This window comes from uncultured Capnocytophaga sp. (genome assembly GCF_937936315.1).
In the GTDB taxonomy this organism is placed as follows: Bacteria; Bacteroidota; Bacteroidia; order Flavobacteriales; family Flavobacteriaceae; genus Capnocytophaga.
This window is the reverse complement of sequence record NZ_CALGWU010000040.1, coordinates 59580-80886: the sequence shown is the minus strand read 5'-3', so window position 1 is coordinate 80886 and position 21307 is coordinate 59580. Positions and strand designations below refer to the sequence as shown.

The 21307-nt window shown below is 38.5% G+C and carries 17 protein-coding genes and 1 pseudogene; 10 read left to right on the top strand and 8 right to left on the bottom strand.

Annotated features, from left to right (window positions below; all coding sequences use genetic code 11):
• Positions 1-14 precede the first annotated feature (14 nt).
• The 5 genes and pseudogenes from Q0162_RS07345 to Q0162_RS07325 all read left to right on the top strand — a co-directional run bounded on the left by Q0162_RS07345 (position 15) and on the right by Q0162_RS07325 (position 7079).
• The gene (locus tag Q0162_RS07345; RefSeq protein WP_297890721.1) at positions 15-1688 is read left to right on the top strand and encodes a VWA domain-containing protein; all 1674 of its coding nucleotides are present in this window, start codon (positions 15-17) and stop codon (positions 1686-1688) included.
• Between the two features lie 44 nt (positions 1689-1732).
• Positions 1733-2986 carry an NAD(P)/FAD-dependent oxidoreductase gene (locus tag Q0162_RS07340; RefSeq protein ID WP_297890720.1) on the top strand — a complete coding sequence of 418 codons (1254 nt, stop codon included), beginning with the start codon at positions 1733-1735 and terminating at the stop codon, positions 2984-2986.
• Positions 2987-3065: 79 nt separating this feature from the next.
• On the top strand, positions 3066-5069 hold the full coding sequence (locus Q0162_RS07335) for a hypothetical protein (RefSeq protein ID WP_297890719.1): 2004 nt from the start codon (positions 3066-3068) through the stop codon (positions 5067-5069).
• Between the two features lie 73 nt (positions 5070-5142).
• Positions 5143-6453 carry a phenylacetate--CoA ligase family protein gene (locus tag Q0162_RS07330; RefSeq protein ID WP_297890718.1) on the top strand — a complete coding sequence of 437 codons (1311 nt, stop codon included), beginning with the start codon at positions 5143-5145 and terminating at the stop codon, positions 6451-6453.
• A 7-nt stretch (positions 6454-6460) separates the two neighbouring features.
• A pseudogene (locus Q0162_RS07325) lies at positions 6461-7079 on the top strand (hypothetical protein).
• A 72-nt stretch (positions 7080-7151) separates the two neighbouring features.
• On the opposite strand, the gene Q0162_RS07315 reads toward Q0162_RS07325, so the two are convergent.
• The 5 genes from Q0162_RS07315 to Q0162_RS07300 form a co-directional block, all read right to left on the bottom strand.
• Entirely contained in the window at positions 7152-7676 is a 525-nt protein-coding gene (locus tag Q0162_RS07315; protein WP_096088808.1) for a hypothetical protein, read from the bottom strand.
• A complete protein-coding gene (locus tag Q0162_RS07310; protein WP_297890715.1) occupies positions 7673-8323 on the bottom strand; it encodes a hypothetical protein in 651 nt (216 codons plus the stop codon). Before Q0162_RS07310 ends, Q0162_RS07315 begins: the two co-directional genes overlap by 4 nt.
• 402 nt (positions 8324-8725) lie before the next feature.
• A complete protein-coding gene (locus Q0162_RS13290) occupies positions 8726-8989 on the bottom strand; it encodes a DUF3289 family protein (protein WP_315039218.1) in 264 nt (87 codons plus the stop codon).
• Positions 8990-9317: 328 nt separating this feature from the next.
• Positions 9318-9767, bottom strand: a complete 450-nt coding sequence (locus tag Q0162_RS07305; protein ID WP_297890714.1) for a thioesterase family protein — start codon at positions 9765-9767, stop codon at positions 9318-9320.
• Positions 9742-10998, bottom strand: coding sequence for an ABC transporter permease (locus tag Q0162_RS07300; RefSeq protein WP_297890713.1), 1257 nt, complete (start codon positions 10996-10998; stop codon positions 9742-9744). Before Q0162_RS07300 ends, Q0162_RS07305 begins: the two co-directional genes overlap by 26 nt.
• 145 nt (positions 10999-11143) lie before the next feature.
• On the opposite strand from Q0162_RS07300, the gene Q0162_RS07295 reads away from it, so the two are divergent.
• Together Q0162_RS07295 and mraY are read left to right on the top strand one after the other, a co-directional pair.
• Entirely contained in the window at positions 11144-11842 is a 699-nt protein-coding gene (locus tag Q0162_RS07295; RefSeq protein WP_297890711.1) for a hypothetical protein, read from the top strand.
• 96 nt (positions 11843-11938) lie between these two features.
• Complete coding sequence (gene mraY, locus Q0162_RS07290) at positions 11939-13177, top strand: phospho-N-acetylmuramoyl-pentapeptide-transferase (RefSeq protein ID WP_297890710.1); 1239 nt, start codon at positions 11939-11941, stop codon at positions 13175-13177.
• Between the two features lie 3 nt (positions 13178-13180).
• Here the strand turns inward: mraY and Q0162_RS07285 are convergent, their stop codons facing one another.
• Positions 13181-13846 (bottom strand): alpha/beta hydrolase, encoded by a 666-nt coding sequence (locus Q0162_RS07285; protein WP_297890708.1) that lies wholly within the window; start codon positions 13844-13846, stop codon positions 13181-13183.
• Positions 13847-14005: 159 nt separating this feature from the next.
• On the opposite strand from Q0162_RS07285, the gene Q0162_RS07280 reads away from it, so the two are divergent.
• The 3 genes from Q0162_RS07280 to serC are packed head-to-tail and all read left to right on the top strand — an operon-like array spanning position 14006 to position 16325.
• Positions 14006-14287 (top strand): N-acetyltransferase, encoded by a 282-nt coding sequence (locus Q0162_RS07280; RefSeq protein WP_297890707.1) that lies wholly within the window; start codon positions 14006-14008, stop codon positions 14285-14287.
• 24 nt (positions 14288-14311) lie between these two features.
• Positions 14312-15277, top strand: a complete 966-nt coding sequence (locus Q0162_RS07275; protein ID WP_297890706.1) for a D-2-hydroxyacid dehydrogenase — start codon at positions 14312-14314, stop codon at positions 15275-15277.
• The gene (gene serC, locus Q0162_RS07270) at positions 15264-16325 is read left to right on the top strand and encodes a 3-phosphoserine/phosphohydroxythreonine transaminase (protein ID WP_297890705.1); all 1062 of its coding nucleotides are present in this window, start codon (positions 15264-15266) and stop codon (positions 16323-16325) included. Before Q0162_RS07275 ends, serC begins: the two co-directional genes overlap by 14 nt.
• 77 nt (positions 16326-16402) lie before the next feature.
• Here the strand turns inward: serC and metG are convergent, their stop codons facing one another.
• Together metG and Q0162_RS07260 are read right to left on the bottom strand one after the other, a co-directional pair.
• On the bottom strand, positions 16403-18469 hold the full coding sequence (gene metG, locus Q0162_RS07265) for a methionine--tRNA ligase (RefSeq protein WP_297890704.1): 2067 nt from the start codon (positions 18467-18469) through the stop codon (positions 16403-16405).
• A gap of 81 nt (positions 18470-18550) precedes the next feature.
• Positions 18551-21280, bottom strand: coding sequence for a PD-(D/E)XK nuclease family protein (locus Q0162_RS07260; protein WP_297890703.1), 2730 nt, complete (start codon positions 21278-21280; stop codon positions 18551-18553).
• Positions 21281-21307: the final 27 nt, after the last annotated feature.

Below are 21307 nucleotides of genomic sequence, written 5' to 3'. Positions count from 1 at the left end.
AATGTATTACCCTTATGAAAACAAATGTATCTTTAATGCTGTTATCAGCTTTGTTATTAGCGGCTTGTGGTAACCCCGAAGGTCACCGAAATTCAAGCAATTCATCCAACCAGCTTCCACCTCCTTCACCTGCTACAACAGTGGAAGAACTTACAGCGGACAAAATGGCTTCGCCTGAAACACCACCTCCGCCACCCCCACCACCTGCGTATGATGCTGTAGTAGAAGAAATGGAAATTGCCAATTCTGAAGAACCTTCTCAACAGCAACCACGTAGTAATGAAACCTACAAAGAGATTTCTGAAAATCCATTTGTAGCAGTAGCACAACAACCCGTTACCACTTTTTCTGCCGATGTAGACCGCGCTTCGTATGCTAATTTGCGTCGTATGTTAGGTTATGGTCAGTTACCTCCTAAAGATGCCATTCGCATAGAGGAGATGATAAACTACTTCGATTACGACTATCCTGCACCTACTAAGGAGGCTACTTCTCCTTTGCGCGTGACCCCCGAATTAGCTCCTACACCTTGGAATCCTAAGCATTTGCTATTGCGCATTGGTTTGCAAGCTAAAAAATTGGATTTGGCTCAAGCTCCACCTTCTAATATTGTTTTCCTAATTGATGTATCGGGCTCAATGTATGAGCCTAACAAGCTCCCTTTGCTAAAATCTTCTTTCAAACTCTTGCTTACTCAGCTCAAACCTACTGACCGAGTGGCGATTGTAACTTATGCCAGCGGTACAAAAGTAGCCCTTTCGTCTACTCCTGTAAAAGAGAGACAAAAAATAGAAAAAGTACTTGATAATCTGTATGCAAGTGGTTCTACGTCAGGTAGTAATGGTATTCAATTAGCTTACAAAGAAGCTCAAAAAAACTTCATTAAAAATGGTAATAACCGTATTATTTTAGCTACTGATGGCGATTTCAATGTGGGGATTAGTAATCCAAGAGAGTTAGAAAAATTCATTGAAAAACAGCGCGAAAGTGGTATTTATATGTCAGTTTTAGGTTTTGGTATGGGTAATTATCGCGATGATATGGCCGAAACCATAGCCGATAAAGGCAATGGTAATTACGCTTATATCGATGATCTTACCGAAGCTAAAAAAGTATTGGTAAACGAGTTTAGCGGTACGCTTTTCGCCGTAGCCAAAGATGTGAAGCTGCAAATCGAGTTCAACCCTAAATACGTGAAAGAGTATAAGCTCATAGGTTATGAAAACCGTATACTTGCTAATGAGGATTTTACTGATGATAAGAAAGATGCAGGTGAAATAGGCGCAGGGCATACTGTTACAGCCCTCTATGAACTCATTCCATCGGAAGGTAAAGTGGCTCAAAATCTCCGCTACCAAACAAAAGAACTCAACGAAAAAGGTAAAGGCAATGAGTTAGGATTCCTCAAAATACGTTATAAAGACCCTAAGGTAAAAGATGCCAAAAGTGTAGAAGTAACCGAACCTTTGTTATTTGCTAAGAAATCTTTAAATGAAACTTCTGTAGATTTTCGCTTTGCAGCTAGTGTAGCCGAGTTTGGTATCCTTCTGCGTGGTAATAGCAATAAAGCCCAAGCTACTTACGATCAAGTAGTAGAATTAGCTAATGGTGCTATAGGCAAAGATGAAGAAGGTTATCGCAAAGAATTTGTACGCTTAGTAAAAAGTGCAAAATTGTTGGCTAAATAGTAAAAAATTCCTATATTTGCCCCGTAGCTTTAAAAAAAGTTTTTATGAAAAAAGAAGTAACTGATGTATTAGTAATAGGTGCAGGACCTTCAGGATGTGTGTCAGCTGCCTATTTGCACAACAATGGCGTAAAAGTACGCGTAGTAGAAAAAACTAAATTCCCTCGTTTGGTAGTAGGGGAGAGCCTTATTCCGCGTGTGATGGATCATTTTGACGAAGCGGGTTTTATGCCTGCCTTGGAAGCCCAAAAGTACGAAGTAAAATGGGGCGCCCGTTTTATCCGTGGTGAACAAGTATGTCAGTTTGATTTCGGTAAGAAGTATGGTAAAGGTTGGGATTGGACGTGGCAAGTGCCTCGTGCCGATTTTGATAATGTTTTAGCTCAAGAAATTATTCGCAAAGGCGTGCCTCTTAGCTTTGAAACCGAAGTTACGAACGTGCAGTTTTTTGATGATCATCAAGTTACTACCGTAAAAGACAAGAATGGGGAAGTGTATGAAATCACCTCTAAATTCGTCATCGATGCTAGTGGTTACGGTCGTGTATTGCCTCGCTTGTTAGACTTAAATTCTCCTTCTAAATTAGACGATCACTCGGCTATATTCACTCATATCAAAGAAGATAAGGTACGTCCTGAAGGTGAAGAAGGAACACTCATTTCTTTTGATATTTTAGAAAGAGAAGTATGGCTTTGGGTGATTCCTTTCTCTAATGGCAATACCAGTGTAGGAGTTGTAGGGCCTACGCACTACATCAATAGTCTATCGGCTTCCGGTGATACCACTGAAGCTTTGCGCAAGGCTATCGTAACCTCAGATTTTTACAGAGAGCGCTTCCAGCATTCCGATTTTCTATTTGAGCCTAACAAGATACAAAGCTACTCTTGTTCAGTGAAAAAACTCTTTGGCAATGGCTTTGTACTCACAGGTAATAGCACTGAGTTCTTAGATCCTGTGTTCTCCTCAGGAGTGGCTTTTGCTACCGAATCGGGTATGTTAGCAGCCAAATTGGTAAAACGCGAACTTGCCGGAGAAAAAGTAGATTGGCAAAAAGAATATACAGAGTATATGCAACGCGGTATTGATGTGTTTACTTCTTATGTAAGAGAGTGGTATACAGGTAATTTGCAAACACTTTTCTTCCACCAGCCTGGTAACGAGGATGTAAAAGAAAAAATCTGTGCAGTATTAGCAGGTTATGTGTGGGATACCACCAATCCGTTTGTAACCAAACACAAACACATCATCGAAAATATGGCGTATGCTATCAACAATGGCTTGGGAATGAAAGAAGCGTAAGCGTTTTTTGGCTAAATAGTAAAAAAGTATTACCTTTGCGCCTTTCATAACTCTTAATTTAAAAACTCTAAACAAAAAAGTGCAAACAGAAGAAAAAGAACTATACAGCTTCTCAGAAGCACCTGATTGGGCTAAATCCCTTTCAGATAATGAAATGGTACAACTTTTAGTAGAAACTGATTTCTCTCGTGAACAAACTGATGAGGGACGTGACTACTGCTATTTCCTACATAAATACAGCAAAGTAGATAATAATAGTACTTCCGATTATACGTTGATGGCTTACACCCTCACTCAACCCGAAAACTTGGAACGTGCCTCTATGTACGATATGGTACTTGAGGAAAATGAGTACTTTAGCATCCATCGTATTAGTGTGTATCGCAACGGTCAGCTGATTGATAAAACTGCCGATACCACTATAAAAGTATTGGATAATGAAGGGCAAAGTGGTCGTGGTATTATTAGCAGTTCTAAAAAGCTGAACTTCTCAATCAAAGACCTTCACCTCGACGATATCCTCATTTTGGAAGACACCAAAGAAAAAGTGTTTACTGAAAAAGAGTTTTTGCGCCGTGACTTTATGAAGTACGTATATGTAACCCCCGATACTTATTGGGCGTATGGCAAATACCACTTCAAGCTCATCAACAATCGCAACAAACGCGTAGCTTATAAAGATGTGTTCTTCCGCGACGAGCAAGGTAACGTAATCCCAAGTCAGGTGAAATACTTAGCACAGGGTGAAGCATTTGAAATAGTACAAGAAAACTATATCAACCCAGTGGACCCTAACCGCGAAATCTTCCCTTTTATAGATTTCGCTACCGATAGTACTTGGAAAGACTTGTCTAACTATATCTATCCGCTTTACGAAGAGGTATTCAAAGCACAACCCGCTGATTTCGCCCCCGATTTGGTGGAGAAACTCAATAGTATGGCTACCCTCGACGAGAAATTACAATACGCTATAGAGTTTGTGCAAAACAATATCTACTACGTGTACAACGCCGATGAGATGAATGGACACAAACCTCAGGCGCCTGCTCTTACTTACCAAAATAAACAAGGTGACTGTAAAGCTAAATGTGTATTGTTAAAATCTATCCTCAACTATCTAGGTGTAGAGGCTTCAGTGGTATTGGTGAACTACAATTCCGATTACTATATGCAGTTCTACCTTCCTTCATTGCTTTCGTTCAACCACGTGATAGTGAAAATCAACTATAAAGGAAAAGAGTACTTTGTGGACGCTACGGCTCGTAATGAGTTTGGTAGATTGGAGAAACGCGCTGTGATTTCTTTCTGTCACTTTATGGAAATCTTGCCTAACCAAGAGTTACAAGTGCGTAAACCTACTTATTTCGATGATTTTTGTATCGATGAACGCATCACTTTAGAAGCCAAAGGCAATATAGGTAAAATCCAACTGCTAACTACTTATCGTTATAATCGTGCTAATTCTATGCGTGGTTACTTCAAGTCGAGCAACAAAAACGAACGTTTGGACAGCTGGAACAACTCTTTGTTCTATGCACTCAACTATGTAAACGACCGCAAAGGCAAAGATTTCCGCGAGATTTTCAAAGATGCAACTTTACAAATAGTAAAGGATGACAAGGTGGAAAACGAATTTGTAGTGAAGTACGAAGCAACTATTGAGCAACCTTACTTTGTAGATAGCGAAGGTCGTCGTTTCTTGATGTACTACGATGGTAGTGTGTTGAAAAATAATATTCGCGAACACCAGCACAGCGATGCGAGTTTTTGGCATAACTTCGATAGCGAGCGTTATGAAATTGAACTCAAAACCGATGAGAATATCGATACTAAGGAAAAATACACCGTACAAGAGTGTGATATCAAAAATGAGTATTTCACCCATAAAACTCAAAAGTTTATCACTAAAAACTCTGGTAAGGTGATTGTAGAGTACAATCCGCTCACAAATATCGAATTGCCACTACATAAGTTGGAGCCTATTCGTGAAGATTATCACACTATGGCTGATAGCAACTTCGGTATCGGTATCGATGTGGTAGAAAAAGGATTCTTAAACTCCTTAAAACGACTTTTTAAATAAGATACTTACACTTTGCCAAAGGTACTAGCCACACAGGCATAGAACCTTTGGCAAAGTTTTATTAATAAAAATAATGAGTGCACTGCTTCCAACCATAGAAACCCAATCTGAAGCCGAAATTATTGCTTTTCAAGAAGAAAAACTGAGAGAACTATTGCAATATCTCAATAAAAAATCGGTTTTTTATCAAAATCTCTTCCGTAAACACCATACCCGTATAGAGGATATCCGCACCCTTGCCGATTTACAAAAAATTCCTACTACCCATAAAGACGATTTGCAACGCGAGAACGACGCTTTCCTCTGTGTGCCTAAAAGTGCTATTGTAGACTATGCTTCTACCTCAGGCACTATGGGAACGCCCGTTACTTTTGGTCTTACCGACAAGGATTTAGATCGTTTGGCGTACAACGAAGCTATCTCATTAGCTTGTGCAGGCATTCAAAAGGGCGATGTAGTGCAACTGATGACTACTATCGATCGCCGTTTTATGGCAGGTTTGGCTTATTTCTTAGGCATACGCCAAATGGGAGCGAGCATCATTAGGGTAGGAGCAGGAATACCCGAATTGCAATGGGATTCTATCCGATTGTACGAACCTAAATACCTTATTGCAGTGCCTTCCTTTGTGCTGAAAATGATAGAGTATGCCGAGAAGAATGGTATCGATTATCGCACTTCTTCCGTAAAGGGAGTAGTGTGTATAGGTGAGGCATTGCGCAATCAAGATTTTAGTCCTACGCTCTTAGCAAAAAAGATTACCGAAAAATGGCAGGGATTGCAACTTTACTCCACTTATGCTTCTACCGAGATGAGCACTACTTTCACCGAGTGTGAGTACCAACACGGAGGGCATCACCACCCCGAGCTCATCATCACTGAGGTATTAGACGACGATGGTCACCCCGTACCCGATGGTGAGAGTGGCGAGCTCACGATTACCACTTTAGGAGTGGAAGGTATGCCATTGTTGCGTTTTCGTACAGGCGATATAGTAGCGATGCATCGTACTCCTTGTAAGTGTGGGCGACATACGGCACGAGTGAGCCCTGTACTGGGTCGCAAACAGCAGATGATTAAATACAAAGGAACTACTCTTTACCCGCCAGCCCTAATGGATTTGCTTACAGGCTTTGAGGCTATAGAGAATTACATTATAGAAATCAATACCAATGATATCCTCACCGATGAAATTCTTATCAAAATAGGAACAAAAACTCCTACTGAAACCCTTCGTGAGCAAATATGTAATCATTTTCGCGCTAAACTAAGGGTAGTCCCTAAGATTGAGTTCTGCGACATAGCTCTCATTGAGCAACAGCTCTATCCATTGGGCAGTCGCAAACCGATGAAATTTGTAGATAAACGCAAACCCTTAAATTAAATTGTATATGAAAACAAAAAAACTATTAGCAATCTTATTTTTATGTGTTACTTTAGCTGTAACAGCCCAAGATTTTCAAGAAGAAAGAGGTAATTTATCTTTTCTGAAAGATCAAAAAGTCGTAAATGTAGAGTTTAAATACGATAATTTGCGACTAATGAAAGACAATGTTACCGAAAAAGAATATGTAGATGAACGTCGTGAATACCTAAATAATAAAGATAAAGGAAATGGTGATGTTTGGTTTAAGAAGTGGGAAAATGCTAAAGAAGGTATTTGGCAACCCAAGTTTTTAGAGCTTATGGTAAAGACTATTACATCATCTAAAGGTATTGAATTTAAAGAAGGAGTTACTGATGCCCCTTATACTCTCATTGTGGATGTACAATGGATATATCCAGGCTGGGACGCTTGGGTGATTGATGAAACAAGCTGCCAAAGTAACAATGGTCTTGAAATTTGTAGAAACACAAAACAAAGATAAAGAACTATTTCAGTTGCGTTCTATTGAGGCTCCAGGTGATCAGTTTGGTAATAATTTTAGCAATGAATCACGTATAGGCGAGGGCTTTGCAAAAACCGCTAAATCCTTTGGGAAGCTTATTGTCAAACGCCTTAAAAAGTAACAATAATTACAACACTTTTAACTTCAATACACTTTGTCAAAGTCCAAGGACTTTGACAAAGTTTTTTTGTTTTCAAGAATAGAGATTTGTTAAATCTTTATCTAATACCATTCGATTGAAAGCAAAAAGCCCTTTTTCTATTTCTCGGGCTGTTTTGTTATGTTCTTTTGCAAGTTTTCGCAGAAAATCTAAATAATTAAGCCAGCTATTAGAAGTAATAACTTTCCATTCAATTTTGTAAAGAGTCTTTAAAGCTTGCATACAGCGTTCATCAATAATCGGATAGTTATCACTATCTGTTACACTTAAAATTGCAGAAGCGACCGGAATTCTTACACCTTTGAGTTCTGTAAGCTTCTCTATTTTTTTCTTCTCATCACTTTCTGCAAAGGCTTCTCTAGTGATTTTCTCTACAAGGGCAGCATCGTTGGAATCATATCTTTTTTTAGCACGACGTGATTTCCACAAGCAAATTTGCATAAACTCATCTTTGGTAAGATAACCTTTTTTACGCCATTCTTTTCCCTCTTCGTAAAGCCTTTTTTCTACATCGTAAGACTCTATGTAGAAGTCTAATCTTTCAATAAATTCGTTCATTTTAATTCTTTTAGTACTTTATTTTTTAAAAGTGAAAATTTCTCACTAAATTCATAAAAGTTATCTTTTTCAATGATTTTACTATATTTGTTGAATAATTTTTTTAGTTCTTCATTAGGGACATTTGCTAATTTTCCTACAAAGTAAAAGTAAAGACATCTATCAAAGAATATAGGAGTGGAATCTAAATTTTCTTGAACTACCCAATTGTATACTTTTTTGATGTCATAACATTCATTGAGAAAAGGTATCATAATAGTTTTATAATATTCTTCCCATTCTTCAAAAAGTTCCTCAGGCTCTTTATAGCGTATCATAGTGTGTTTTCTAAGTTCCTCAAGTGTCAAACGTCTACCAAAAGAATATTTGTCTGGGATCTCAGAAAAAGTACACCCTATTAATTCACTGTGAAAAGGGCTAATACCTAATGCTTTCAACTGCTCTAAAACTAAGAGATTCCGATAGTTTACGTAGGTTGTGAACCTATTTCTCATAAAGCAGAGTGCAATTTCAAATTGATGATTTTCCTCTGTTCTAGTAAAATATATAAAAGAAGGTGTATCATCTTTATCTGACTCATATCCTTCGTCAGTTAATTTTTTATAAACCTTTTTTACAAATTCTTCCAAATATATAACCGTTCTCATTGTAGAATGATTTTTGTTTGAAAGTTGATAAAGTTAGAAAGTGCAGTATTTGCCCACTATTTTATAAATTAAAAACATACTTAAGCAAGCTAAATATTGGTACTGTTAATACTAATACAATAAAAATATAAATAAAGTAAAAATTATTTTTATTAAACTGTTTCCGCATATAGTATTTTAAAAGATAAAATAATAAAAGATTAATAACTATAAAAACTATAAAAAATCCTATTATCCTCATAATCACATCAGTAGTATAAAAATACTCTTGGAATTCATCGGGATTTAGAAAAAAATCTTTTATAAAGTTACTATTAAACATTATAGATCGAATAAGAATCAACCAAAACCTTATGCAAAATTTTGTTAGAAATATAACAAATAATATGTTTTTTAAAAATTTCATTTTAATATGATTTTTTCATCAAAGCAGAACTCAGTAGCAAAAGGTTTATATCCATAAAAATGCTGTAATACGAACCAGTCAAGAAAAAACTGTTGCCTATGTTCAAAAATATCATTAGCATCCAATCCAAAGTGATCATAAAGATAGTATCGAAGTGTGAGTTCTCCTGTATCCTTATTATAATCTTGAATATATATTTTATATGTCCAAACGGTGTGCATTAATAAGGTTAATGCAGTATTACTTGTTCCAAATGTAATAACTTTTACTTCATATTCCCCTTTAGCACTTTTAAATATATCATAAAGAGGTCCTGATATATCATCAGATATTCTATAACTATTTATATCTGTATTAGCTTTTTCTTTTGTGATGTAATTCCTTATGTGATGTTTTGTTGTTTTTATAAATTCTTTTAGGTTATCTTGTTCTTTAGCTTTTTTTAATAACCCATCAGGAAGTTTTATAATTTCATATTTTTCATTGTTAATAGAAAAAGTTTTATGAGAAATCTCTCTGTTTTTTCGCCAAAAGTAAGAAAAAAATAACCTTCAAAAACAAGAAAAAACTGTTTTTTTTTGATAATAATCAATTGTCACTTATCACTTTTTTCTCCCAATCTTCGTAGAAAGTGGGTTTATATAGCGATAAGCTATTATCTTTTAGAGAAGTAAACACTTGTACAGTTTCTCCCGTACAAACCAACTCATTAGCTTCATTGTAGATAAAATACAGAAAGATGAGTTTCGCTACATTGGAGGGAATATATTGAGTTTCAATGCGCAAGCGTTCGCCATAGCGCACCATTTTCTTGTGTTCACATACACTCTTCACAATAGGGGTTGCATAGCCTTCGCGCTCTACATCAAGGTAAGAAATACGGTACTTTCTCCCAAAGGCTTCTCGTCCGTCTTCAAAGTATTTGATGTAGTTACCGTGCCACACAATGCCAAGTGGGTCGGTTTCGCTAAAGCGTACCGTAATAATAAGACTCTCAGATAAATTCGCAGGTTTATACGTTTCTTTTGGCTTTGTCATAATAAATAGAGATAAGAATACAACTGATGAAAAAGAGCAGTAAAGCGCCTATTTTAGGCAACAAGCTACTCGCAGAACCGCCTCTTACCAATACCTCGTAGAAGGCTTGTAATCCCCAGTTCATAGGCGAAATATTAGAAAGCAATTGCATAATGTGGGGCATTGCAAAGGTGGGTATCCACACGCCTCCAATGGCTGCAAAAAGCACCGTGAGGGTAGCTCCCAAAGGCGCTGATTGTTCTTGTGTTTTTGCCAAAGTCCCTAAGAGTACCCCCAATCCTATTGCCGAAAGCCCTGAGGCTATAGCGACTAACAACAAGGGTAAAAGTTTACCTCCCACGTCCAATGTTGGTAAGCCTAAGTAAGGAAATACGAACACGCCCATTACTACCATCAAGGCGAATTGTAGTAAGCTAATCATCAGAAAAACAATGATTTTAGCGGTGAGCAATGCCCAGTAGGGTAGGGGACTCGTGAAGAGTCGGAGTCCTGTGCCTTGTGTTTTTTCCTTTACAATACTCGCCGATAGCGGTATGGTTATGAAGAAGATAGCAAAGAGAGCCCACGCGGGTACGTTGTGCTGGGTAGCGTTGGGGATAGCAGCAGTAGCCGTATTAGGGTTGATTTCTCTAAAACTCACTAATGCTTCTGTTTTTGGTAAACGCACCCCTTCCTCTAACTGACTCTCAAAGGCTTTATAAATAAACTGATTTTCTATTTGGTATAGCAATTTATCGATACCACTTTTCACACTCTCCTTAAATGAAGTCTGTAAAGTAGGGTCAAAATAGAGGCGTATTTCTTTGGTAGTATAAGCCGTTTCAGTAGGTGTTACAGTCTCACCTGCAAAAGTGCTGATAATCGTCTCTACATTCTGTTGCACTTTAGTTTGCAAGGTGGAGGAGAGTTCAGCAGGAATTACAATAGCCAGTAGGTAGTTGCCTTTCAGCACCTGCTCACGCGCCATAGCTTCACCAATAGGTTTGCCGTCCAGCGTTTTCACCATTTGAAAAGCACTTCCTTCTAAACTCTTACTGATATTTTTAGCAATTTCACCGCCATCGTTATCCACTAACAGAACGGCTGTTTTCTGCTCACTGATATTCTTAAAAGCTCCGTCCTGCAATAGTGTAATGGTTACCACTAATAGTAATGGCATTGCAAAGAGAATGATAAGTGCTCCTATATCACGCAGTAGCAATAAGGCTTCTTTTTTTATAGATTGAAACATAACGGTTTGAATAGGGGGCAAAGATACAGATATTTTGCCAATTATTTCCTAATTTCTAAATCCTAATTCCTAAAATTTTTCGTCATTCATAATTATTTTGTACATTTGCGCCTTGATTTGTTGCTTTCTTAAACTTATATAACAAATGAAGAAATTTATTCTATTAGCTATAGCATTTATCACCTTGCAGTCTTGCAGTGTAACCAATGTATTTACTTTTCATAATGATGGAACTATTTCCACTGATATGACCTTAGATATGAGCGAAATGCTCGCTATGGAGGCTAAAGCAAAACAAGGTGAAAATAGCCTGAAGAATGTGAATATGCCTAAGTTTCCTAAAGAATGGCAATCAGTATATGATTTTCAAAAAACTATAGGTAGTAAGGATTCTATCTCAGAAGAAGAGGCTACTTTGCTCAAACGCTCTATGATTAAAGGACTGTTTAAAGACGATAAAGAAGTGGGATTTGAGCTTCGTTTTAGTCATTTTCCTCCTGAACAGTTCGCTTCTATCACTACTATTTTAGACAAAGGAAAGCAGAAAAACACTCCACTGCAATTGCCATCTTTTAAATGGGAAGGTAAAGAATTACATATTGATATGAATGTTTTCGACTCCAAAAACGATGATGAACAAGCAGAGTGTCTTGCTCAAATGAAAAAAATGTTCAACATAGAACTCAATAATACCCTTGTTTTTGAAAATAAAATAAAGAAAATAAAAGGCAAACATCCTTTTATTCAAAAAATAGACGCACACACTATAAAAATAGATGTAAATGCTCCAGAAGGCAAGAAGAAAAAGAAACGCGATAATGAAATTGTGATTATAACAAAATAATTGTTATTTTCGTTTTTGGCGAAAAAGTAAAATAAGGAGTGTACTATTTCACGTTAAAAAATAACCCCATTTTAATTGTTAATTGTTCATTGAAAAATGTTATACCATTTATTAGAAAATCTTGAAAAATATTATGACTTTCCAGGGTCGGGATTATATAAATATTTGTCATTTCGTGCAGGTTTGGCTTTGATGCTCTCTCTGCTCATTTCCACTATTTATGGAAAACGTATTATCAGTTTCTTACAACGCAAACAGATAGGTGAAACGGTGCGCGACTTAGGTCTTAGCGGTCAGAATGAAAAAGCAGGTACACCTACAATGGGGGGAATTATCATCATACTTGCAACTCTCATTCCTGTATTGCTCCTTGCAAAGTTAGACAATGTTTATACGCTGCTTCTCATCATTACTACTGTGTGGATGGGAACTATTGGATTTATCGACGACTATATCAAAACTTTCCGCAAAAATAAAGAAGGTCTTAAAGGGCGTTTCAAAGTATTAGGACAAGTAGGCTTGGGGATTATCGTAGGGGCAACCCTTTATTTCAATAGCAATGTAACTATCAAAAACGAAAAAACAGGTATCGGGCGTGTGCGTACTGAAGTAGTTGCTCAAACCAATACCGATAATGTGGTTGTACCTGAAGTAAAATCTACTAAAACTACTATTCCATTTGTGAAAAACAACGAGTTTGACTATGCCGACCTCATTGCGTGGACAGGTGATAACTATCACCACTATGTGTGGCTCATATTTATCCCTATTGTTATCCTTATTGTTACAGCTGTTTCTAATGGTGCCAACCTCACTGATGGTATTGATGGACTGGCGGCGGGAAGCTCGGTAATTATAGTCCTGACTTTGGGGGTATTTGCTTGGATTTCGGGTAATATTATCTTCTCAGAATACCTCAATATTATGTATATCCCAAGAGTGGGTGAAATGACGGTGTTCATAGCAGCTTTTGCAGGGGCTTTGGTAGGATTCTTATGGTATAACACCTATCCTGCTCAAGTGTTTATGGGCGATACGGGTAGTCTGACCATAGGGGGGATTATCGCTGTGATTGCTATAGCAGTACGCAAAGAATTGCTCATCCCTGTCCTTTGTGGTATCTTCCTAATTGAAAACTTATCGGTGATATTACAAGTCGCTTATTTTAAATATACGAAGAAAAAATATGGCGAAGGCAAACGTATCTTTTTGATGTCACCTTTGCATCACCATTATCAGAAGAAAGGTTATCACGAAAGCAAAATCGTAATGCGTTTCCTCATTGTAGGTATCTTTTTAGCAGTTATCAGTATAGTAACACTGAAAATTAGATAATTCTCAAGAAAATAATAGAGGAATTAGTTTTTCGTTAAACCATTTATACCGATTGATAATCATAATATGAGTGCCGTTTTTCACTACAACGGCATTTTTTATATACTGAATAGGAAAAACAGGGTCTTTATCACCATGAATGTGAATTGTGCGGGGTAAAGGCTCTTTTTGTTGCCAATTCACAATGCGATCTATCGACCAATCAAGGTAAGCAGGCGAACGCATCCCGATGTATTTTTCGTATAGAGCAATGCGTTTGCTGAGCACTTCAGAAAATGAAAATCTCTTCCAAAATTCTAAATCGCTAATAGCGCGTGTAGGTAATAACTTGTGCAGATTGGTATAGCGCGCCAAAAGCATTTTTTTAGGCAGTTCATATTGTGTTTTCACACTCGATACAACTATCAACTTCTTGTAGTTGTCGCATTGTTTAGCAATTTCTTGTACGATAATACCCCCAAATGATACTCCCAAAAGTATAGGAGAAGGTTCGGTTATTTCTTCAGCAATACGTCCTGCATAATGTGATAAACTCTCGTTTTTCTCTGGAGTAATCCAGTCGAGCAAGTGCACGCGATAGTTACTCGGAAATTGCAGACGCTCAAAAATCTTAGGACTGGCAGCCATTCCCGGCATTAAATAAATAGCAAGATTATCTTTTATATTCATTTAGTATTGTTTTTTTACGAAAAATTAGTAACTTTGCGGCGAAATAATTTGGTAATAATCTTACCTATTATCTCTTACTTCTTACCTAACAGAAGCAAAGTTACAACTTTTTGTTGAATAATACATATTACTAATTAAAAAACTAAAAAACGCAATACAATGGAAGTAATAGATAGTGAATTTTCACGCCAGTATCAAGCCAAAATAAATGGTGAACTTGCCTTTGTAGACTACGCTATACAAGAGCGTAAAATATTCTTTACTAAAACCTTATTACCTGAATCAGCTAATGAAGCCCTTATCGATGAGTTCTTCAAAGGAGTCTTAGAGTTAGTAGCCCAGAAAAAATATAGGGTTGTGCCCGTGTGTCCTGTGGCTATTGCTTTTTTCAAACGCAATAAGGAATATAAAGATGTATTACCCGCTGGCATCCGAATATAAAGTTGTTAATCATTAGTTATATATATGAAAGCCGTATTTTTAGACCGCAATACGCTCTCTGAGCGCATAGATGTGGATATTCCTAAAGGGGTAGCCCAATGGGTTGCTTTCCAAAAAACTGCCCCTGACGAAATTGTTCAACGCCTCAAACCTGCTGATATTGCTATAGTAAACAAGGTGAAACTCGATGAAACTACCCTTAGGCAGTTGCCTAATCTCAAACTTATTCATCTCACCGCTACGGGTATGGATAATATCGATAAAGAAGCAGCTAAAGCATTGGGTATAGAAGTAAAAAATGTAGCTGGCTACTCTACCGAGAGTGTTACCGAGCACTTTTTTATGATGTTGCTTTCAGCTATGCGCGCTCTCAAGACCTATCACGAAAATGTAAGCGATGGCACTTGGCAAAAAGATGGTCGTTTTTGTCTTACTGAACCTCCAGTGTTTGAATTGCACGGCAAAACCTTAGGAATCATAGGAGTAGGTAATATCGGTAAAGCTATTAGCAAAGTAGCTGAAGCCTTCGGTATGAAAGTGCTATGGGCTGAACGTCAAGGCAAAGCACCACGTAGCAAAGAATATACTGATTTTGATAAAGTATTAGCGCAGAGCGATATCATTTCCCTCAACTGCCCACTTACTCCTGAAACCAAACATTTAGTAAATGAAGACTTTGTGTCTAAACTTCGCAAAAAACCATTGCTCATCAATATGGCGCGCGGTGCAGTAGTCGATCCTCAAGCAGTATACGAAGCTATTGAAAGTAACCGCATTATGGGCTTTGCTACCGACGTATTTGAGAGCGAACCTCCTTTTGCTACTGATCCTCTTCTAAAAATAGCCGATCATCCTCGTGTGATTTATACTCCTCACGTAGCTTGGGCAAGTGAGTATGCACAAGATAAATTGTGGCGCATCCTCAAACGCCAAGTTGAAGAATTTATTGTAAAATACAAAGCTGAACACAAACAAAATGAAAAAGCATAATTTTAGTGCAGGTCCCTCTATCTTAGCTCCCGAGGTATTTCAAAAAGCCTCTCAAGCCTTGTTAGATTTTGAAGGGACAGGCTTATCGGTAATAGAAGTATCTCACCGCAGTCCAGAGTTTGTACGCGTGATAGAACGCGCACGTGCTTTGGCATTGGAAATCGCTGGTTTAGATGATTCGTACACCACACTCTTCTTACAAGGGGGAGCAAGTATGCAATTCCTAATGGTGCCTTACAACCTGCTCGAAACCAAAGCTGCTTATATAGATACAGGAACTTGGGCTAACAAAGCTCAAAAAGAAGCTGCGCTCTTTGGCAATACCGAAGTAATCGCTTCTTCTAAAGCTGATGGTTATAAGTACATTCCTAAAAATGTAAGTGTTCCTACAGATGCTAACTATCTGCACATCACTACCAATAATACTATCTATGGCACTGAATTTCACAGCTTGCCACAAACTGATATTCCTTTGGTAGCCGATATGAGTTCTGATATTTTCTCGCGCCCATTAAACTACAAACAGTTTAGTTTGATTTATGCCGGTTCACAGAAGAATTTAGGCGCTTCGGGCTCTACTTTGGTGATTGTGAAGAAAGATATATTAGGTAAGGTAAGCCGTAAGCTGCCTTCAATGATGGACTATCAGTTGCATATCAAAAATGATAGTATGTTCAACACACCTTCTACTTTTGCAGTATATGTGAACTTATTGGTACTCGAGTGGATACAAGCACAAGGTGGATTGCAAGCCTTAGGCAAACGCAACCAAGCTAAAGCCGATTTGCTTTACGGAGAAATCGACCGCAACCCATTAGTAGTAGGCTATGCTAACAAAGAAGACCGCTCTCTAATGAATGTAGTGTTCAACCTCACCGATGAAAGCACCAAAGAACGCTTTGATGCTTTGTGTAAAGAAGCGAATATCAGTGGGATAAAAGGACACCGCAGCGTAGGAGGCTATCGCGCTTCTATCTACAATGCTTTGCCTTTAGAAAGTGTACAAGTATTAGTGGATGTACTCAAAGAATTTGAACGCACTGCATAATACATTTTTTAGTTGAAACAATAAAAAAGCCCCCAAAGAGCAAATACTCTTGGGGGCTTTTTATTCAATGAAAAAACTTATTTTACTTCAGTACCATTGGCAATACCCTCGGTATCAGGGTTGATGAAGGTGTATTTGCCTTCACTATTCTCTACCATTAGTATCATTCCTTGACTTTCTACACCGCGTAGCTTGCGAGGAGCAAGGTTTACTAATACGGTTACTTTTTTGCCAATAATCTCTTCAGGAGCAAAACTTTGCGCAATTCCTGAGACAATAGTGCGCTGGTCGATGCCCGTATCCACTTTTAAGATAAGGAGTTTATCGGCTTTAGGCATCTTTTCAGCTTCCAAAATAGTACCAATACGAATATCCATTTTTGCAAAATCATCATAACTGATGAGCTCTTTTTGTGGAGCTACAGTTACTTCGGTATTGGCTTGAGCTTCTTGTTTGTTCGCTAATTTGGTGTTCTCTAAACGTTGTAATTGCTTTTCGATAGCAGCATCTTCAATTTTTTCGAAAAGGAGTTCCGCAGTGCCAATGCGATGTCCTGCTTTTAGCAATTCGGTGGCATTTGTTTTTAGGTTCTCCCAAGTGATAGCCCCCAATTGCAACATACGTTTCAGTTTCTCAGAAGTGAAAGGCAAGAAAGGTTCGCTGGCAACTGCCAAAGCAGTGGCAATCTGCAAAGCGACGTACATTACTGTTTTTACGCGTTCAGGGTCGGTTTTGATGAGTTTCCAAGGCTCTTCATCGGCTAAATATTTATTGCCTAAGCGCGCCATATTCATCAGTTCTTGTTGAGCTTCACGGAAACGATAACGTTCTAACGATTGTTCTATTTTCTCGGTAAGTTCTGTGATTTGGCGAAGCGTTTCGGTGTCTATGTCGTTGAATTCTCCTGCAGCAGGTATAACTCCTTCGTAATATTTCTGCGTTAGCACAGCCACGCGATTGATGAAATTTCCAAAGATAGCCACAAGCTCGTTGTTGTTGCGCGCTTGGAAGTCTTTCCACGTAAAGTCGTTGTCTTTGGTTTCAGGAGCGTTGGCGGTAAGGGCATAGCGCAATACATCTTGCTGATTAGGAAAATCTTGCAAGTACTCGTGTAACCATACTGCCCAGTTTTTGGAGGTAGAGAGTTTGTTGCCTTCTAAGTTGAGGAACTCATTGGCAGGAACGTTAGTAGGCAATATATAGCTGCCTTCGGCTTTGAGCATTGCAGGGAAGATAATGCAGTGGAATACGATATTATCTTTTCCAATAAAGTGCACTAATTCAGTGTTTTTATCTTGCCAATAAGGACGCCAGTCTTTGCCTTCGCGTTCAGCCCATTCTTTAGTAGATGAGATATAACCGATAGGCGCATCAAACCACACATAGAGCACTTTGCCCTCAGCACCTTCTACAGGTACAGGAATTCCCCAATCAAGGTCGCGGGTTACAGCGCGTGGTTTTAGCTCGTCGTCAAGCCAACTTTTCACTTGCCCATATACATTGGGTTTCCAATCGGATTTATGACCTTCTAATATCCATTTTTCCAGAAACTCTTGGTAGCGATTGAGGGGCAAAAACCAGTGTTTGGTGGCTTTTAGGGTAGGTTTGCTACCAGTAATTGACGATTTAGGGTCGATGAGGTCGGTAGCGTTGAGCGAACTACCACAACGCTCACATTGGTCGCCATAAGCCTCGGGGTTGCCGCATTTTGGGCAAGTACCAATCACAAAGCGGTCGGCAAGGAATTGGTGTGCTTCTTCGTCGTAGAGTTGTTCGGATATTTCTTCTATAAAATCACCTTGTTCATATAGTTTTTTGAAGAAATCGGAAGCTGTTTGGTGATGAATAGGGGCAGAAGTACGCGAATAATTATCGAATGAAATGCCAAAATCGGCAAATGATTGCTTGATAATCGCGTGGTATTTATCGATAATAGCCTGAGGGGTAGTACCTTCTTTTTTAGCTTTGATAGAGATTGCTACTCCGTGTTCATCGCTCCCGCAAATAAAGGCTACATCGTTGTTTTTCAATCGTTGATAGCGTGCAAAAATATCGGCTGGCACATATACTCCCGCCAAGTGACCAATATGGATAGGTCCATTGGTATAGGGTAAAGCCGCCGTAATAGTATAACGTTTAGACATCTTTTGAGTTTTGAATTATGAATTTGAACGGCAAAATTACAAATAATTTGTCAATTAGCCAATTTGTCAATTAGCTAATTGTTAGGATTTTTCATAGAAAGGGGTATTGATATCAAAGATTTCGCGCAATAGTTCTTCAGTGTATTCACTGTACAAAGCGAGAGTTTTAGCGGTTACATCGTAATCTTTCTCCTTGTCGATATAGGTATGGAAAGGCAAAAGACCTTTTTGCAAACGCTTGAATGATAGGTTCGCAACTATCATTTTTTCATTGATATTTAGGTGTTTGGTAATCATATAAGCATAAGTGAGCAGCTGGAAGGCTTTGCCGTACTTAATATCGGTAATGAGGTTATTCCAATCTTTGATGCGCACATCGGTTTCCTCTACAATACCCGTTTTGTAGTCAATAATGTGCAACACCCCATTGCGCCTATCTACACGGTCGATAATCCCCTTGAAATAGATAGGGAAGGGGAGGTGAGGAGCTTGGAAAGGTATCTTTATTTTCTGTTCTAAATAGAGAGGAATAATTTCGGTACCACTTTTTATTTCGTTGAGTTCTAAAGCTAAAAAACTGCGTACATACTTTTCTATTACATTGAAGATGAGCCAGTTTTTTCCTGTTCTAAAATCAGTACTTCTATACTCTTCTTCAAAGCGTTTTTCGATAGTAGGGAGTACCAAAGGTTGCATTTTTTTGATGTGCTCTTCGGTGAGTATTTCGTTTAAGAAAGGCGTGTACAAATCTTCTAAAGTGCCGTGAACAATATTTCCAAAAGTACGTGCTTCAACAGTTTCTTCCACATCTTTTTCTTCGTATATATGCAGTACTTGTTGCTCGTAGAAAGTGAGCGGATTGCGGATGTAAGTAGTTAGTGCTGAAGGTGAAATGCCTTTCTCGGCAAGGACTTTTAGTGCATCGATTACAGCAGTTGTTTTTTCGATAGTAAGCGGTCGCAATATGGCTGGATATACTTCAGGAGCTTTGATTTGGTGTATCACCTTGTGGGTGGGGATTTTCTCAGCTAACAATTGGAGGATAAACCTACTTTTTTCTTTGCTTTTCAGGCTGTCCATCTCGGTGTCGTAAAACAAGTGTACTTGCTTGGCACGCTGCAAAATGCGGTAGAAGTTATAGCTATACACGGCATCGCGTTCCTTGAAAGTAGGTAGTTCTAACACGTGTTTCACATCGTAAGGAATAAGCGAATCACCACTTTTGCCTAATGGAAGTACCCCTTCGTTTACTGAGGTGATAATCACGCGGTCAAAATCCAAACTACGGCTTTCCAGCACACCCATTACTTGCAAGCCTTCCAAAGGCTCACCGCGGAAATTGAGCGAACTCTTCTGTAAGACATCTAAATAGAAATGATAAAGTGTTTTCACCGAATCGATATAGCCGTATTGTTCTTGCAACTGCTTCAACTGATTGAATAACTGAAAGAAGCGATAAGCATACTCTTGAGTGAGTAGGTGAGTATTGCTCTCAGGGTCTATTTGTGCTTTTAGGCGATAGATAAGCGTAATAGCATTGTCGATAAGGGTAGTGATGAGAGCCTTGCCTTTGGCATCGGGGAATAGCAAAGTAAGCATCTCGTGTTCGGTTTCATCTACCGACTCAAATAATTTTTTACGAGTAATATAGGTGAGATTGTTTGTTTTGATGAACTCCGAAATATGGCGTACTACTTCTTCTTTTAGCAAGGTGTGCAAGAAAGGTTGAGAGAGCAGGTTCAGTATATCTTTATGGTAAAAACTCTTGGAGAGATGCAAGCGGAAATAGGCAACAAAAAGGTCGTTGAGAGGCGTTTGTTGCAAAGGGTAGCCCATCGTGATGTTCACACTTGTTTTGGGTTGTACAGTTTGTAGCACGGGGATGAGCAGATTCTCATCGGCGATGATGAGGGCGGTTTTTTCCAATGCTTTGGTAGGCGTGTTTTTGAGCAGTTCGGCTACACTATGCGCCTGATTGATGCTTTTGGGTACTCCCGTGAGATAGAGTTCTTTTTCTTTTTCGTAATTGCTTTGTATAAACTTAGGTTTATGGGTTTGGTAATAGCGCCAACTGTTAGTATATTTGCGCAAGAAGAAACCTGCATCGTGAGCAGGGTTGTTCAAAAAATAAGTATCGCCATCCCAATAAATTTCACCGCCTATATCCATTAATATAGATTGAATCACGTGCTGTTCTGCTTTGGAAAGGGCGTTGAAACCGACGAATATATGAATAGTATTAGTGTGTGTTTGCAGGTATTTGGGGAGTTTTTCAACAGCTTTTTTAGCGATGAAACCGCCATAACCTTTACCCATTTCGGTGAGTTTGCTGTTGAGAGCGAAATAGTAATCGCCGAGGCTATTCCAGAAAGCTAAGTGCTTTTTCTGCATCTCGCTAAGCTCGTCCATACCCGACCAGTGTTCGGCTTCTTTGAGGGCGTGGATATAAGGAAAAATCTTATCGGGGTTTACCAAATACTGGTCGATTTCGCTAAAATCTTTGAGAGCTGTTTGTCCCCAGCTGAGGAACTCTTCAAAGCTATCGGGGGTGTCTTTACAAGTTTTTGTGTAGCAATTGTAAAACTCAAAAAGCAAAGGCAAATTGCTGATAGACTGTACCCCTGAAATACGCGTAAATAGGTCGGCTATACCGATGAACTCAGGAGCAATAGTAGCGTGCTTTACCTGCTCGGCAAAGTGTTTTTTGAGGAAGAGCGCAGGGCGTTTCCCTGTAGTAACAAATACAAGGCGCTCTATCTTATCGGGATAGTTTTCTAAAACATCGGTAATAACTTCTTGTAAATAACTCATAATCAATTGACAATTAACAATTAACAA

What these genes read in the sequence shown, in the direction of transcription:
- mraY (WP_297890710.1), top strand. Translation starts at nt 11,939, where the DNA reads ATGTTATACCATTTATTAGAAAATCTTGAAAAATATTATGACTTTCCA.
- Q0162_RS07340 (WP_297890720.1), top strand. Translation starts at nt 1,733, where the DNA reads ATGAAAAAAGAAGTAACTGATGTATTAGTAATAGGTGCAGGACCTTCA.
- Q0162_RS07345 (WP_297890721.1), top strand. Translation starts at nt 15, where the DNA reads ATGAAAACAAATGTATCTTTAATGCTGTTATCAGCTTTGTTATTAGCG.
- Q0162_RS07285 (WP_297890708.1), bottom strand. Translation starts at nt 13,846, where the DNA reads ATGAATATAAAAGATAATCTTGCTATTTATTTAATGCCGGGAATGGCT.
- Q0162_RS07280 (WP_297890707.1), top strand. Translation starts at nt 14,006, where the DNA reads ATGGAAGTAATAGATAGTGAATTTTCACGCCAGTATCAAGCCAAAATA.
- metG (WP_297890704.1), bottom strand. Translation starts at nt 18,469, where the DNA reads ATGTCTAAACGTTATACTATTACGGCGGCTTTACCCTATACCAATGGA.
- Q0162_RS07300 (WP_297890713.1), bottom strand. Translation starts at nt 10,998, where the DNA reads ATGTTTCAATCTATAAAAAAAGAAGCCTTATTGCTACTGCGTGATATA.
- Q0162_RS07260 (WP_297890703.1), bottom strand. Translation starts at nt 21,280, where the DNA reads ATGAGTTATTTACAAGAAGTTATTACCGATGTTTTAGAAAACTATCCC.
- serC (WP_297890705.1), top strand. Translation starts at nt 15,264, where the DNA reads ATGAAAAAGCATAATTTTAGTGCAGGTCCCTCTATCTTAGCTCCCGAG.
- Q0162_RS07305 (WP_297890714.1), bottom strand. Translation starts at nt 9,767, where the DNA reads ATGACAAAGCCAAAAGAAACGTATAAACCTGCGAATTTATCTGAGAGT.
- Q0162_RS07310 (WP_297890715.1), bottom strand. Translation starts at nt 8,323, where the DNA reads ATGAGAACGGTTATATATTTGGAAGAATTTGTAAAAAAGGTTTATAAA.
- Q0162_RS07315 (WP_096088808.1), bottom strand. Translation starts at nt 7,676, where the DNA reads ATGAACGAATTTATTGAAAGATTAGACTTCTACATAGAGTCTTACGAT.
- Q0162_RS07330 (WP_297890718.1), top strand. Translation starts at nt 5,143, where the DNA reads ATGAGTGCACTGCTTCCAACCATAGAAACCCAATCTGAAGCCGAAATT.
- Q0162_RS07295 (WP_297890711.1), top strand. Translation starts at nt 11,144, where the DNA reads ATGAAGAAATTTATTCTATTAGCTATAGCATTTATCACCTTGCAGTCT.
- Q0162_RS07275 (WP_297890706.1), top strand. Translation starts at nt 14,312, where the DNA reads ATGAAAGCCGTATTTTTAGACCGCAATACGCTCTCTGAGCGCATAGAT.